Origin of the sequence: Paracoccus halophilus (genome assembly GCF_000763905.1) — a bacterium.
GTDB classification, from domain to species: Bacteria; Pseudomonadota; Alphaproteobacteria; order Rhodobacterales; family Rhodobacteraceae; genus Paracoccus; species Paracoccus halophilus.
Window position 1 is genome coordinate 1 of record NZ_JRKN01000007.1, and the last position, 14,886, is coordinate 14,886.

Sequence of the window (14,886 nt, forward strand, 5' to 3'; positions counted from 1 at the left end):
GGTCTGTCTTTGCCGGGGGGGGGGGGGGGTGGGGCGGATCACGTTGGCCGATGACGACCGGGTCAGCCTGTCGAACCTGCAGCGGCAGGTGATCTTTCGCAGCCGCGATGCCGGCCGGTCCAAGGCCGATGCCGCCGCCGATGCCATGGCGGCCCTGAATCCGCATATCCGCGTCACCGCGCTGAACCGCTTTATCGGGCAAGACGATGCGGCGCTGATCGCCGAACATGATCTGGTGATCGACAGCACGGACAGTTTCGCCGCCCGCGCCTCGGTGAATATGGCCTGCGTGGCGGCGGGCGTGCCGCTGGTCGCCGGTTCCATCGCGCAATGGGAAGGGCAGCTGACGGTCTGGGACCCGGCGCGCGGCGCGCCCTGCATGGCCTGCATCTTTCCGCAGGCGCCGGCGTCCGGTCTTGCCCCGGCCTGCGCCGAGGCCGGCGTGGTCGGGCCGCTGCCGGGTGTGATCGGCTCGATGATGGCGCTCGAGGCGATCAAGCTCATCGCCGGCGCGGGCGAGCCGTTGCGCGGGCGGATGCTGATCTTTGACGGGCTCTACGGCGAAAACCGGCTGATGAAAATCGCGCGACGGGCGGATTGCCCCGTCTGCGGCTCTGGACATTTCCGCGCAGGCTGAAACACTCCGGGCAACCGAAAGGATGCCCCGATGAACCCTGAACTGACCCAATGGACCGGCCCGCTGGGCCTGCCGCGTTTCGATCTGATCCGGGACGAGGATTTCGCCCCGGGTTTCGACGCCTGCCTGAAGCTGGCGGCCGACGCGGTCGAGGCCATCGCCGCCAATCCCGAGCCGCCGGATTTCGACAACACCGTCGCCGCGCTGGAAACCGCCGAGGAGCCGCTGAACCGGCTCTGCGCGATCTTTTTCACCCTGGCGGGGGTCGATTCGAACCCGGCGCGGCAGGATCTGCAGCGCCGGATCGCGCCGCGTCTGGCGGCGCATGGCAGCCGGGTCAGCATGGACCCGCGCCTGTTCGACCGGGTCGAGGCGGTTCGGCAGGACATGGACGATCTGTCGCCCGAGGATCGCCGCCTGACCGAACTGACCCTGCGCGGCCTGCGCCGCGCGGGCGCGGGGCTGACCGGCGCCGCGCGCGACCGGATGGCCGCGATCCGCGAAAGGCTGGCGGTGCTTTCGACCGATTTCACGCAGAACCTGCTGACCGATGAGCGGGACTTTACCATGGCGGTGGCGGATGACGCGCTTGCGGGCCTGCCCGACTGGCTGATCCGCGCCATGCGGGCGGCGGCGCGCGAACGCGGCCTGCCCGGCCAGATCGTGACGCTGAACCGCTCGCTCATCGTGCCGTTCCTGGAATATGCCGAGGATCGCGCCCTGCGCGAGGCCGCCTGGCGGGCATGGGCGGCACGCGGCGACGGCTCGGGCGCGGGAGGGGCGGCGACCGACAACCGCCCCATCGCGGCCGAGATATTGCAACTGCGCCATGAGCGCGCCCGGCTTCTGGGTTACCCCGACTTTGCCAGCTACAAGCTGGAGCCCGAAATGGCCGGCAATGCCGAAAATGTCGAGGCGCTGCTGATGCAGGTCTGGGCCCCCGCCAGGGCCCGCGCCGAACAGGATGCCGCGCGCTTCACCGAGATGCTGCGCGGCGACGGCGTGAATGGCGCGCTGGCGCCCTGGGACTGGCGCTTCTATGCCGAGCGCCGCCGCAAGGCCGAGCACGATCTGGATGAGACCGAGATCAAGCCCTATCTGACGCTGGATGCGATGATCGGCGCGGTGTTCGACACCGCCAACCGCCTGTTCGGGCTGGAGATGCGCGCGCTCGACGCGGAACTGTGGGCGCCCGATGTCAGGGCCTGGCGGGTCACGCGCGGCGACCGGCTGCTGGCGGTGTTTCTGGGCGATTTCCACGCCCGGCCGGGCAAACGCTCGGGGGCGTGGTGCTCGACCCTGCAATCGCAGCACAGGATCGGCGCGGGCCAGCACCCGATCGTGGTCAATGTCTGCAACTTCACCCCGCCCGAGGACAAGGGCGCGCCGGTCTATCTGTCCTGGGACGATGCGCATACGCTGTTTCACGAATTCGGCCATGCGCTGCACAATATCCTGTCGGATGTGACCTGGCCCTCGATCTCGGGGACCTCGGTCGCGCGCGATTTCGTGGAACTACCCAGCCAGTTGTTCGAGCACTGGCTGGAACAGCCCGAGGTGCTGGACCGCCATGCCCGCCACGCCGAAACCGGGGCGCCGCTGCCCGCCGCCCTGCGCGACCGCATCATCGCGGCTGGCAATGCCGATCAGGGCTTTGCCACGGTCGAATATCTGGAAAGCGCGCTGGTCGATCTGGCCTTTCACCGGGGCGAACCGCCCGCCGATCCGATGGCGCGGCAGGCCGAGGTTCTGGCCGGTCTGGGCGCGCCTGCCGCGATCCCGATGCGCCACGCCACGCCGCATTTCGCGCATGTGTTTTCGGGCGACGGCTATTCCTCGGGCTATTACAGCTACATGTGGTCCGAGGTCATGGATGCCGACGCGTTCGAGGCATTCATGGAGAAGGGCGACGCCTTTGACCCGGAAACTGCTGAAAAACTGGAACGCTGGATCCTGTCGAAAGGCGATTCTTTGCCGGCCGATGAGCTGTGGCTGAAATTTCGGGAACGGCGCCCGGGGGTTGACGCGTTGTTGCGGGGCAGAGGCCTTGTGGCCGGACCCTGAACAAACGGGAGGACGACATGACCCTATCCAAACCTCTTCTGGCGCTTGCCGCGACGGCGGTGCTGGGCCTTGCCGCATGCGAGCAGGGCAGTGCCCCGGCGGTCCCCGAGGACACCCCCGGCCCGGTCGCGCCGGAAAGCGCGTTGAACGGCACCTATAATCTGCTCGAGTCGAATTGCGGCGACGAGACCAGCGACAAGCGTCTTGTGATCGACGGCAACAAGTTCCTGTTCGCCGGCGCCAGCTGCACGGCGGTCAGTTCCGAACAGCGCGCCAACCAGACGCGGGTGACTCTAGCATGCGAAGGCGAGGCGGCCGATGGCAACCGCATCGTCGATCTGCAGACCCGGCCGGACGGCACCCTGCGCATGACCGACGATTCGCTGACGCTGACCTATTTCCAGTGCATGAGGGCGGCGGCCAGTTCAAATGTGATGGTCGATCAGACCATGTGACCGCGACGCGGCAGCAAGACCGGGGCAGGCCCTCATATGCGGGATTTGCCCCGGCGGCGGCGCGTTCCGTCCCGCCGGATACGCGGGCTTCGGGCCATGAACTGTCCAAACGGACCGGTCCAGCCCCGATCAAACCGCTTGATCGCATCGGGCCGCATGACTTACCCTGACGCGGCGGACAGTCGTTTTCCATTGCGCGTTTCAAGAGTTGGGGGAAAGATGCTTGCTGAAGTGGCGGTGCCAAAAACCGTCGGGGACATTCCGATCGACAAGATGGGCCTTGCCCATTATTTCGTGAATTATGACAAATATTTGGGCCCCATGCGTCAGCAGCCGCTGAAGTTCATGGAACTTGGAATCGCCAAAGGGGATTCGCTGAAGCATTGGGAATCCTGGCTGCCCAATGCGGAAATCACCGGGCTCGACATCAACCCCTGCGATGCGGTCTTCGCCAGCGAGCGGGTCAGGTGCTATGTCGGCGAACAGCAGGACAAGGCGCTGCTGGACCGGATCGCGGCCGAGCGCGCGCCCGAGGGCTTCGATGTCATTATCGACGATGCCGCCCATGTCGGCCAGCTGGCCCGGATCTCGTTCTGGCATCTGTTCGACAACCACCTGAAACCCGGCGGCTACTATTTTATCGAGGATTGGGGCACCGGCTACTGGAAGGACTATCCCGACGGCAGGCATTACCGGCCCGAACAGGTCGGGCTGTCATGGCATGAACGGGTGCTGGACCGGCTGCACAAATCCGACGCGGTCAAGGCCGTGACGCCGATGCGCAAGGCGGTGGGCTGGATGCGCTGGAATCTCGTGCGCAGCCGCTTTCACGGCCATGATCGCGGCATGGTCGGTTTCGTCAAGGAACTGATCGATGAATGCGGCGCCGAGGACATGACCCATAGCAGTTTCGGAACCGGCTCGCCGCGACGCTCGCGCTTTGAATGGATGCGCGTGTCGCTGGGGCATGTCGTGATCCGCAAGGCCGGCTGACCGGCCCGGCCTTGGCCTTTGGCGGCGTGACGGTTCCGCGCGGCTCAGTCGCGGATCTCGTCCGCGTCCACGCCCCAGATTGCGGTCTTGAGCACCCAGCCCTTTTCGCCGCCGCCGGAAACGCGGCACCAGTCATTGGTGCATTCATGCAGCCGCACGATGGCGCCGGCCTCGGCGCGGGCCACCACGTTCGAGCGCGGATCGGGCTTGGCCAGCAGATCCAGCATATCCTTTTGCACGATGGCGGTGCGCACGCCCGACAGCAGCGCGTAATGCACCCAGCCACCGGCACCGTCCTGATCCTCGACCCGGCGCCAATGGCCGAACTCGGCGGTGACCCGCAGCGGCATGCCGGAATGGCGAAACACCCAGTCGATGCGGTGCGACAGGCTGGGGCCACGCCGGGCATTGCCCTCGTCGCCTTTCAGGCTGACATAGCGCGGGACCGGCAGGTTGGTGACCGATCCGCGGCCCGGCTCCTGCTGGCCGTTCTGGTTGCGGCTGATCTGCGCATCGGCCGATACCGGCGGCATGTTCGCCGCATCCGGCGCCACGCCCGGGCCGGTGCCCTGCGCAAGGCCCACGCCCGCGCCGAACGCCATCGCGAACACCGTTACGGCCGCGCCCGGCCAAGCCTTTGCTGTCTTCATCTGCCCGTCCTGATCTGCCGGGGTCTTGTGCCCGCCCCTCATCGCGGGCACTTTGCCAAAACCCGCCTGTTTATGGAAGAGAGGAGCGACGATGCCTGCTGGTAACGTGACCGATCCGAACCGCTCGCGCCTTAAAGTTATCGTGACCAGACGCTTGCCCGAGGTGATCGAGGCGCGCATGGCCGAGCTGTTCGACGTCACGCTGAACCGCGAGGACATCAGGATGGAGCGCGATGAGCTGGTCGCGGCGATGCGTGGGGCCGATGTGCTGGTGCCGACCGTGACCGACCGGATCGACGCCTCGATGCTGGACGAGGCGGGCGGCCGCCTGAAGCTGATCGCGAATTACGGCGCCGGGGTCGACAATCTGGACGTCACCGCCGCCCGCCAGCGCGGCGTCCTTATCAGCAACACGCCGGGCACCGTGACCGAGGACACGGCCGACATGGTGCTGGCGCTGATCCTGGCGGTCACGCGCCGCATCCCCGAGGGCATGGCCGAAATGCAGGCCGGGCATTGGGGCGGCTGGTCGCCGACCTCGCATCTGGGCGGGCGTCTGGGCGGCAGGCTTCTGGGCATCCTTGGCATGGGGCGGATCGGGCAGGCGGTCGCGCGCCGCGCCAATGCCTTTGGCATGAAGGTGCATTACCACAACCGCCACCGCCTGCGCCCCGAGATCGAGGCCGAGCTGAAGGCGACCTGGTGGGACAGCCTGGACCAGATGATGGCGCGCGCCGATATCGTGTCCGTCAACGCGCCGCATACGCCGGCGACCTTTCACCTGCTGAACGCGCGGCGGCTGAAGCTCTTGAAACCCAGTGCCGTGGTGATCAACACCTCGCGCGGCGAGGTGATCGACGAAAACGCCCTGACCCGGATGCTGCGCGCGGGCGAGATCGCGGGCGCCGGGCTTGACGTGTTCGAGCACGGGCACGAGATCAACCCCCGTCTGCGCGCGCTGCCCAATGTCGTTCTGCTGCCGCATATGGGCTCGGCCACGATCGAGGGGCGGGTCGAGATGGGCGAAAAGGTGATCGTCAATATCCGCACATTCGCCGACGGGCTGCCGCCACCGGATCTGGTGCTGCCCTCGATGCTCTAGCAGGGTCGCGATAGGGCGAAGATCTGCGGCCGTTTCGTCGGAGATTTGCGTCATGTCGTTTTTCGACAAGAAAATGTCGCGGCCAACATGCGGGTCGTGGCATGCTCTGTCACTAATCCGACCAGAAGCCATGCGCGAAAGGAGTCGCTTGCCATGAAGACCCATGTGAAGGCCTTGATTGTGGGCGGCGGCGCCGTCGGTTGCGGTATCGCCTATCATCTGGCCAGGGCGGGCTGGGACACGATGCTGGTCGAACGCGATGAGCTGACGGCCGGCTCGACCTGGCATGCGGCCGGGCTTCTGCCGCTGTTCAACATGGGTTACGCGACCAGCCATATCCACGATTATTCGGTGAAACTCTATGCCGGGCTCGAGGCCGAGACCGGGCTGAACGCGGGCTTTACCCGCTGCGGCAACCTGCGCATGGCCCAGACCGATGCGCGCATGGACGAATACATGCTCTATTCCGCCACCGCCGAGACGGTCGGGATCGAACATGAATTCCTGACGCCCGCCCAGATCAGGGAACGCTGGCCGCTGGTCCGGACCGAGGATCTGAAGGGCGCGCTGTTCCATCCCACCGACGGCTATATCAACCCCGCCGACGTGACCCAGGCGATGGCCAAGGGCGCGCGCATGGCCGGCTGCACGATTGAGCGCAAGATCCAGGTCAATGCCTATCGCTGGACCGGCTCGGAATGGGTCGTCACCGTCGAGCGCATGGTGGAAAAGGGCGGCAACCTGATCCCCTCGGGCGAGGTGTTCGAGATCACCGCCGAACATGTCGTGACCGCCACCGGCAACCACGCGCAGCGCACCGCGCGGCTCCTGGGCATCAAGATCCCCGCGATCCCGGTCGAGCATCAGTATATCGTGACCGAACCCGACCCGGCGCTGGTCAAATGGCGCGCCGAGGGCAATCCCGAACATCCCGTGCTGCGCGACGCCGATGCCAAATGGTATGTGCGCGAGGAACGCGGCGGCTGGATCCTGGGCCCCTATGAGCGCAACGCCCCGGCGCGGTTCCATTACGACGTGCCCGAATCCTTCCGCGCCGATCTGTTCCCGCTGGATCTGGAGCGCATCGAAGAGGAATACATGTCCATGATCCACCGGATTCCGACCTCGGAAACCGTGGGGCTCAAGGACGATTTCAACGGCCCGATCTGCTACACGCCCGATGGCAACCCGCTGGTCGGTCCCGCGCCCGGCCTGCGCAACATGTGGCTGGCCGAGGGCTTCAGCTTCGGCATCACCGCCGCCGGCGGCGTCGGCCATTACCTCAGCCAGATCATGACCGCGGGCGAGGCCGAGATCGACATGGCCAGCCTTGACCCGCGCCGCTTCGGCGGCTGGATGACCACCGAATATGCGGCGAAAAAGAACGAGGAAAGCTACGAGCACGTCTTTATCCTGCATCACCCCGACGAGGAGCGCGAGGCGGCCCGGCCGCTGCGCACCGCGCCCGCCTATGACCGCCAGATCGCGGCCGGCGCGCAGATGGGGCAGGTGAATGGCTGGGAACGTCCGAACTATTACGCGCCCGCCGGTTTCGACGATCACGCAAGCCGCAGCTTCCGGCATGGCGGCTGGTGGCAATACGCCGCCGACGAGGCCCGCGCGATCCGCGAAACCGCCGGCCTGATCGATGCCAGCGCCTTTGCCAAGCATCGCGTCTCGGGTCCCGGCGCGACGGCCTTCCTGGACTGGCTGACCACCAACAAGCTGCCCAAGGTCGGCCGCATCAACCTGACCTATGCCCTGACCGCGACCGGCACCACGCATACCGAATATACCATCGTGCGGCTGGCCGAAGACGATTACTACCTGATCTCGGCCGGGGCCTGGACGGATTACGACGGCGACAACCTGCGCAAGCTGGCCGAGGACAGGACGGGTGATTTCGGCGCGATCACCGTCCAGGACATCTCGACCCAATGGGGCGTCTTTGCCATTGCCGGGCCGAACAGCCGCGCCATCCTGAACGAGATCCTGCGCGATGCCGATCCGGCAACGGTCCTGGGCAACAAGCGTTTCCCCTGGCTCTCGATGCGCAATATCGAACTGGGCATGTGCCCGGTGCGCGCCATCCGCGTCGCCTATACCGGCGAATTGGGATGGGAATTGCATCACCCGGTCGAATTCGGCCGCTACCTGTGGGACCAACTGGTCGCGGCGGGCGAAAAGCACGGCATGAAACTGGTCGGCGCGCGTGCCCAGAACTGGCTGCGTCAGGAAAAATCCTATCGCGCCTTTGGCACCGAACTGGGCCGCGACGCCACGCCGCTCGAGGCCGGGCTGGATCGTTTCGTCGATTCGGACAAGGATTTTCGCGGCAAGCAGGCGATGCTGGACAAGGGCATCCGCAGCAAATGCGTGACCCTGCTGATCGACGGCCCCGAGGGCGCCGATCCCTGGGGGCGCGAGGGGCTGTTCCTGCCCGACGGCACCCGCATCGGCCGTCTGACCTCGGGCGGCCGGTCGGTGGCCTTTGGCAAGTCGATCGGCATGGGCTATGTCCGTCCCGATCTGGCCGCGCCGGGCACGAAGCTGAAAATCCGCATGTTCCGCGAACTGTTCGATGCCGAGGTGGCCGAGGACAGCCCCTATGATCCGACCAATGCGCGCATCCGCGTGGATGGCTGATCGCGCGCCTCCCGAAAGCTGGAAATGGCCCGCGCAATGCGGGCCATTTGCTTTGGTCAGACCCGTTTCGCGGGTGCGGGCACCGTGCGCGAAATCATTCGGCGGCGACGGGATCGCGTCTTGAGCCTGTCACCGCCCGGGAAGGCAGGTCTATCCCGACATACCAGCCGGCCGCATCCCGTCCCGTGCGCGTCGGCAATTGCAGCCCCGAGCAAAGCAGATCGCGCGCGCCGGCCAGTTCCTCCTCGGTCACCGGCCGGTTCTGAAATCTGGTGCGGTCGTTATCGGTGATGATCGGATAGACCCGCAGCGAGGGACCGTGACGCATGTCCGGCTGGATGCTCAGGCTCACCGCCAGCCCCAGGGGCAGGACATCGCGCCGGTTGAACCGCCCCGGCGTGTTCCAGACGAAATTCCCGATATTGAACAGGACCGGGCAGCCGTCGATCACCTCGGCCGCCTGCGCGATATGGGCGCCGTGGCCGACGATCAGATCGACCCCCGCCGCCACCAGCGCGGCCGCGGTGTCGCGCTGCTTGGTGGTGACCTCTTCGTAATCAGTGCCCCAATGCGGGAAGGCGACGAAGATCGGGTTGGGCAGAATATCGCGCAGCGTCCGGATATGGCCGGCGACCAGTTCCGGTGAAATCATGCCGATGCCGCCGCGACAGCCATGCGCATACCAGTTGAAGCGGCGATCATAGCTGCGCCGGTACTCGAAGCCGGCAAAGACGACCAGCGCGCGCTCGGCGCCGCCGATCCGGAAGCGATGGATGAAGGGATGCCCGGCGGTTTCGGCATCCGACCCCGCGCCGAAAGCCGCGATGCCCGCCTTTTGCAGCCGCGCGAAAGTTTCGGAAATGCCTTCCTTGCCGCAATCGAGGCTGTGATTATTGGCCAATGTGACCGCGCCGATGCCGGCCTGTTTCAGCGCCGCGACGGTCTGTTCCGGGTCCGACCAGCCCAAATATTTCTTGTGCCCCTGCAGACCCGGATCGGGTCGCGCGCAGAGCGGCACCTCGAGATTGGCGATGGTCAGGCCGGAGGCGCCAAGGATGCCGTGGAGATTGGCCAGCGAATAGCCGTGGCCATGCTTGCCCAGCGTTTCCTGCAGCCCGGCCATGCGCGGGTGGTGCATGTAGCTTTCGCCGAAGCCGACATCGCCCAGGAACAGCACATTGAACGCGCCGTCCTGGGGCATTGCATGCGGCGCGGCGGGGGGGGCGTCGGTGCGCCCGGCGTCGGTGGCCAGTTGCGGGCCGCCGGTCACGCCGATCGCGGATGTCGCGGCCGCCAATGCGGCCGGGTCGCCGATCGCGATCCTGCGATCACCGGCAATCCGGTCGAGCGCGGCGAGCATCTGCCGCTCTGCGCCGGCATCGTCAGGCGCGGCGATCACGGCAAGGTCAAGCCGTTCAAGGCCAAGCCCATCGCCGATCAGCTGCGCCGGCGTGGTCTCGATCAGCGCCGCGTCGATCTCGGTTTCCCATTCCAGCGCGCTCACGCTGTGCAGAAGGTGAACCCCGGGCTCTTCGATGGGGGCTTCGGTTTCATAAGGGATCACAAGGCCCAGCCGGACCTGCGCCGCCGTCGCGGCGGCCAGGATCTGGTCGCGCAGCCCCCGCGTCTGATCGGCTTCGCCCAGCAAGGCGATGACCGGCATGCGACCGGAGCGTCCCTCGGGGAACAGCATGTCGATGATGGCGGCGGGAATCCGGTCGCCCTTGTCGCCCATGGCGTGAACATGCATGGCCATGCCGGGACGGCTGTTCACCTCGCAGATCGCGGCGCCGTTTTCCTGCCATGGCACGGATGGATCCCTGGAAATGAAGTCGATCCCGCAGACATCCAGACCGACGACGCGGGCCACGCGTTCGGCCAGCTCGCGATTGGCGGGATGCAGGCGATCCGAGGCGTCGAACCCCTCGCCACCGCGCGAGACATTGGATTCGCGGCGCAGATAGACCTTGTCGCCCTTTTCGGGCACGCTCTGCGGATCCAGCCCCTGCTCGGACAGCAGCGCCAGGGCATCATCGTCGATCTGCATCTGCTTCAAGACCGACATGCTGCCGCGCAGCCAGGCTTCGCGTTCCGGGCGCAGGTTCTCTTTGGCGACCAGTTCAGTGACCGTCGAAACCCCGTCGCCGGTGATCTGCGCGGGCTGGCGATGGACGGCGCCGGCGAATGTGCCGTTGACGACCATCAGCCGATACTCCTCGCCCTCGATCAGGCTTTCGATCACCACATGGGGCGAGATCTTCTGTGCGCGCTCAAAGGCGGCCAGCAGTTGCGTCCTGTCCTGCACGCCGACGGTGACGCCCTTGCCCATATTGCCGTCGCGCGGCTTGACGACCACGGGAAAGCCGATATCTCTTGCGAATTTCGCGGCTTTCTTGTCGCTGGTCGTCGCGAGTTGCCGGGCGACGGGCAATCCGGCCTTGCTCAGAATGCTGTGGGTCATGCTCTTGTCGCGCACCATCGCGCGGTTGATCGAGGCGGTATTGCTCGATTCCGTGCCCTTGACCACATGCGAGTTCCTGCCCAGCCCCAGCCGGACATAATGCGAGCGGTGCATCACCGACCAGGGAATGCCGCGCCTGACCGCGACCGCGGCCAGGATCAGCGCGTCGGAGGCCGGGGTTTCGGCCCCGGTGCGCTTCTGCAGCAGCGTGATCTGCTGGCCGAACAGTTCGAACAGCTCATCGGCCTGCTTGCCGTCCAGCATGGCCTGCACCAGGGAAATCGCCGCCTCGCCGGCGGCAAGACCGACCGCCTCGGCCGCGGTTTCATAAAGCGCGATGCCCAGACGCTCCAGCTCGCCCGGCGCCGTGTCCCGGGCCTTGGACGGCATCTCGCGCCAGGCGCAGAACCTGATCGGCCAGTAGCAATAGCGTTGCAGCACCAGCGCCACAACCTCGACCACGCCGGCGGCGGGGACCGGCGCCGTCGCATTGACCAGCCGTCGCCATGCCGGGCAGTCCAGCGCCCCGGGGCGGACGCGGCGGAAGCCGCGCCGCAACTGCCGGATCGCGGCATTGGACACGGTCAGGCCGGCCGCGCCTTCGATCTGCAGCCGGATGGCCCTGCGGCGGGTGTGAATATTGCCGGGCTGGAAGAGTTTGTGTTCAACGATCATCATGAAATTGGTCCTCCTTCGCGAAAGCTCGCGCCTTCAACCTTCGCGCATGGCGCGCGACATGAAACGGGTGATGGGTGACAACAGGTAATCCAGCGTGGTCCGGGCGCCGGTATGGATCATCACCTCGGCGCTCATCCCGGGCTGCATCGGAACGGTGCCCTTTTCGACCTCGGCGCGATCCAGTTCGATGCGCGCGGAATAATAGGCCGCGCCGGTCTGCGCATCGATCAGCCGGTCCGCCGAGACGGTCTGCACGATGGCCCCGATCGGGATCTGGCTGCGCCGGTTCAGCGCCGACAGCCAGACCTGCGCGTCCTGACCCTGCGACACCTGGTCGATATCCAGCGGATCGATCGTGGCCTGCACCACCAGCTTGTCGCTGACCGGGACGATATCCATCAGGGGCTGGCCGGCGGCGATGACGCCCTGCACGGTATGCACTTGCAGCCCGGTCACCACACCCGTCACCGGCGAGCGGATCTCGGTCCGGCCCATGACGTCGCTTGCCGCCGCAAGCCGCTGGTCAAGCTCATAGGCGCGGGCGCGGCTGGTGCGCAGCTGTTCGACGATCTCGGTCGCGCGGGCATTGCGCAATTCCGAGCGGCGCAGCGCGTTTTCCTCGATCTTCTGGCGGGCGGTGCCGATGGCGGCGCGATAGCTGGCGATCTCGCCCTGGAGTTCGGCCTGTTCGCGCTGCAATTGCAGCAGGCGCGGCTTGTCGGTCAGCTTGCGTTCATAAAGGCTGCGCACATCCGATATTTCCTCGTCCAGCAGCGCCAGCCGGCTTTCCGACGAGGCGATCCGTCCCTGAAGCCCCTCGATCTCGGTTTCCAGACCGGCGGTGCTGCGGCCAAAGATCGCCAGCCGGTCCGCGAGCAGGGTGCGGCGGCTTTCAAAGATGCTTTGCTGGCCGGCCATGGCGTCCTGCGCGGCCTGATCGCCGATCTTCCGGGTCAACTCCTCGGGAAAGTCGATCTCTGGCGCCTCGCGTTGTTCGGCGAGCAGCCGCGCCTCGGTCGCGCGGGCCTCGAAATACTGCGCCCGCGCCTCGTTCAGGTTCGAGGCGGGAACCGTATTGCGCAGGCGGATCAGGATCTGGCCGGTCTCGACCTTGTCGCCTTCGCGAACCAGGATCTGGTCGATGATGCCGCCCTCCAGATGCTGGACCGTGCGGACATTCGTATCGACGCTGACGATTCCGGGCGCGACCACCGCGCCCTGCAGCGGTGCGGTCGCGGCCCAGGCGTAAAAGGTGCCCAGGAAAACCGCGACAATGCCGAAACCGGCCAGCGTCAGCCCGCGCCCGAAAGGATAGCCGTCGCCGTCAGCGCCAGCGTCGTTCGTGCGGTCGGGGTCTTGATTGTTCGGGATCTCGGTCATGGTCAGGTCACGCTTCTCAGATGGTCGCGCGCGCGGATCAGCGTTTCGCGCCCGGTGTTTTCGGTGACTTCATGCGACCGCTTGCCGCCCAGAACCAGAAAGCGGTCGGCCATTCGGGCGATCTGCGCCGAATGGATGGATTGGGTGACGACGATCGAGGCGCCGCCGCGTTTCAGTTCGGCCAGGGCGTTCTCCATCAGCCGGCGCGAGGCGCTGTCCAGATTGGCCGAGGGCTCGTCCAGCACCAGGATGCGCGGCCTGCCATAAAAGGCGCGGGCCAGCGCGATGCGCTTGCGCTCGCTGCCCGACATGCCGAAACTGGTGCCGTCGATCAGCGTGTCGTAACCGTCGGACATCTGGATGATCCGGTCGTGAAAACCGACCATCCGGGCGGCATCCACCACATGGTCGAAATCGCCCTCGCCCATGCGGGCGATGTTCTCGCGCAGGGTGCCGGTGAACAGTTCGGTATGCTGCGGCAGATAGCCGACCAGCCCCGAGCGGATCTGCGCCGGCAGGCGCGCGATCTCGACATCGCCCAGCCTGATCTGGCCCTCGCGTGGCTCGAGCACGCCGACCAGCAGCCGCGACAGCGTGGTCTTGCCGGTGCCCGCCGTGCCGTTCACCACCAGTAATTCGCCGGGCGCGATCTGCAGGCTGAGGCGGTTGAAAAGATAGGATCTTTCCCCCGGATAGCGATAGCTCATCTGATCGATGATCAGGGGCGCGGCCGTGACGCCGACCTGGGCCGAGGCTTCGGCAGCGGGCTCATCCGCCAGGCGCTTCTTGACCGCGGCATAGGCGTTGCGCGTTTCGCGCAGGTTGCGATAGTTGCTGATCGCGTCATTCGCCAGCGAATAGCCGAAGCCGGCCATGATCCGGGCGGCGAAGATGCCGCCGAAGGTCAGCGATCCGATGACCACCAGCCAGACGCCCACGGCGATCATCGCGATCCGCAGGAACTGGCCGATACCGCGGCGCAGCGTCTTGAACAGGATATGGCGGTCCTCGACCTGCTGCTTTTCGTCAAGCCGCGCCGAGGCGGTCCGTCGCCAGCGTTCTGTCAGCGTGCGGGCCATTGAGAATGCGCCGACGCTTTCCTTGTTCTGGCCCGCCGCCTGCACCAGTTCGGATTGTTCGCGATAGGCATCGCCCGAGGCGCGCCGGGCATCGCGGGTCAGCGTATCGCTGAGCACCCCGACGACGGCAAGCAGGACCAGCGAGGCAAGGCCGATCACGCCCAGAAGTGGATGGATCAGGAAGATGCCCAGAAAGAACAGCGGTGCGAAGAACAGGTCCAGCCATGACACCATCGGCCCCGAGACGAAGCCGCGCAGCTTTTCGACATAGCCCAGCGAACTGCTGATCTCGGCCGTCTGATCGGCAAGGCGGCTATCCGCCAGCCCCCGGTCCACCATCGGCGGGCCAAAGCGCCGCTCGATCCAGACGCCCCATCTGACCAGCATGCGCCGCCGCAGCACATCCAGCACCATGCCGCATGCCGTGGCGATCACCACCATGATCGTCAGCATGACCAGCGTCTCGATGCTGCGGCTTGCCGGGACCCGGTCCAGCGCCTGGATCAGATAAAGCGGCATGGCGAATTTGAGCAGATTGAAACATGCGGTAAAGATCATCACTGCCGCGAGCCCGGGACGGGAAATCCGCCAGGCCGCTGCAAGCGAGGTCTCGGTTCCGGCTTTTCTTCGCTTTGCCATCAGAATGGATCACTCAAGAACATGTCGTCGTTAATCCCGCGGCTGTCAGCGGGGGCGGATCGGGCCGGGCCGGCGCGCAGAAGGCTGCCGGTCCGGCCACGG

Annotated in this window: 10 protein-coding genes; 6 read left to right on the top strand and 4 right to left on the bottom strand. The window is 66.3% G+C overall.

Translation table 11 applies throughout. From position 1 onward, the window contains the following. The 4 genes from IT41_RS06680 to IT41_RS06695 form a co-directional block, all read left to right on the top strand. On the top strand, positions 1-637 hold a 637-nt coding region (locus tag IT41_RS06680), incomplete at its 5' end, for a HesA/MoeB/ThiF family protein (RefSeq protein WP_036740010.1). 30 nt (positions 638-667) lie between these two features. Continuing rightward, positions 668-2,701, top strand: a complete 2,034-nt coding sequence (locus tag IT41_RS06685) for a M3 family metallopeptidase (protein ID WP_036739730.1) — start codon at positions 668-670, stop codon at positions 2,699-2,701. 17 nt (positions 2,702-2,718) lie between these two features. Beyond that, positions 2,719-3,156 carry a hypothetical protein gene (locus tag IT41_RS06690; RefSeq protein WP_036739732.1) on the top strand — a complete coding sequence of 146 codons (438 nt, stop codon included), beginning with the start codon at positions 2,719-2,721 and terminating at the stop codon, positions 3,154-3,156. A gap of 219 nt (positions 3,157-3,375) precedes the next feature. Beyond that, positions 3,376-4,149, top strand: a complete 774-nt coding sequence (locus tag IT41_RS06695) for a class I SAM-dependent methyltransferase (protein WP_036739735.1) — start codon at positions 3,376-3,378, stop codon at positions 4,147-4,149. A 44-nt stretch (positions 4,150-4,193) separates the two neighbouring features. Here IT41_RS06695 and IT41_RS06700 read toward each other — a convergent pair whose 3' ends face one another. Beyond that, positions 4,194-4,799: an SH3 domain-containing protein gene (locus IT41_RS06700; protein WP_331435277.1), complete on the bottom strand. Its 606-nt coding sequence runs from the start codon at positions 4,797-4,799 to the stop codon at positions 4,194-4,196. Positions 4,800-4,890: 91 nt separating this feature from the next. On the opposite strand from IT41_RS06700, the gene IT41_RS06705 reads away from it, so the two are divergent. Beyond that, on the top strand, positions 4,891-5,901 hold the full coding sequence (locus tag IT41_RS06705; protein ID WP_036739741.1) for a 2-hydroxyacid dehydrogenase: 1,011 nt from the start codon (positions 4,891-4,893) through the stop codon (positions 5,899-5,901). A gap of 153 nt (positions 5,902-6,054) precedes the next feature. Further along, a complete protein-coding gene (locus IT41_RS06710; protein ID WP_036739749.1) occupies positions 6,055-8,547 on the top strand; it encodes a GcvT family protein in 2,493 nt (830 codons plus the stop codon). A 94-nt stretch (positions 8,548-8,641) separates the two neighbouring features. Here IT41_RS06710 and IT41_RS06715 read toward each other — a convergent pair whose 3' ends face one another. From IT41_RS06715 to IT41_RS06725, 3 genes are read right to left on the bottom strand one after another with little or no spacing between them, the layout of a single operon-like run. Continuing rightward, the gene (locus IT41_RS06715; protein ID WP_036739751.1) at positions 8,642-11,686 is read right to left on the bottom strand and encodes a CapA family protein; all 3,045 of its coding nucleotides are present in this window, start codon (positions 11,684-11,686) and stop codon (positions 8,642-8,644) included. Between the two features lie 33 nt (positions 11,687-11,719). Further along, on the bottom strand, positions 11,720-13,066 hold the full coding sequence (locus IT41_RS06720) for an HlyD family type I secretion periplasmic adaptor subunit (protein ID WP_052081319.1): 1,347 nt from the start codon (positions 13,064-13,066) through the stop codon (positions 11,720-11,722). Positions 13,067-13,068: 2 nt separating this feature from the next. Then, complete coding sequence (locus tag IT41_RS06725) at positions 13,069-14,784, bottom strand: type I secretion system permease/ATPase (RefSeq protein ID WP_081967483.1); 1,716 nt, start codon at positions 14,782-14,784, stop codon at positions 13,069-13,071. Positions 14,785-14,886: the final 102 nt, after the last annotated feature.

What these genes read in the sequence shown, in the direction of transcription:
- IT41_RS06685 (WP_036739730.1), top strand. Translation starts at nt 668, where the DNA reads ATGAACCCTGAACTGACCCAATGGACCGGCCCGCTGGGCCTGCCGCGT.
- IT41_RS06690 (WP_036739732.1), top strand. Translation starts at nt 2,719, where the DNA reads ATGACCCTATCCAAACCTCTTCTGGCGCTTGCCGCGACGGCGGTGCTG.
- IT41_RS06695 (WP_036739735.1), top strand. Translation starts at nt 3,376, where the DNA reads ATGCTTGCTGAAGTGGCGGTGCCAAAAACCGTCGGGGACATTCCGATC.
- IT41_RS06700 (WP_331435277.1), bottom strand. Translation starts at nt 4,799, where the DNA reads ATGAAGACAGCAAAGGCTTGGCCGGGCGCGGCCGTAACGGTGTTCGCG.
- IT41_RS06705 (WP_036739741.1), top strand. Translation starts at nt 4,891, where the DNA reads ATGCCTGCTGGTAACGTGACCGATCCGAACCGCTCGCGCCTTAAAGTT.
- IT41_RS06710 (WP_036739749.1), top strand. Translation starts at nt 6,055, where the DNA reads ATGAAGACCCATGTGAAGGCCTTGATTGTGGGCGGCGGCGCCGTCGGT.
- IT41_RS06715 (WP_036739751.1), bottom strand. Translation starts at nt 11,686, where the DNA reads ATGATGATCGTTGAACACAAACTCTTCCAGCCCGGCAATATTCACACC.
- IT41_RS06720 (WP_052081319.1), bottom strand. Translation starts at nt 13,066, where the DNA reads ATGACCGAGATCCCGAACAATCAAGACCCCGACCGCACGAACGACGCT.
- IT41_RS06725 (WP_081967483.1), bottom strand. Translation starts at nt 14,784, where the DNA reads ATGGCAAAGCGAAGAAAAGCCGGAACCGAGACCTCGCTTGCAGCGGCC.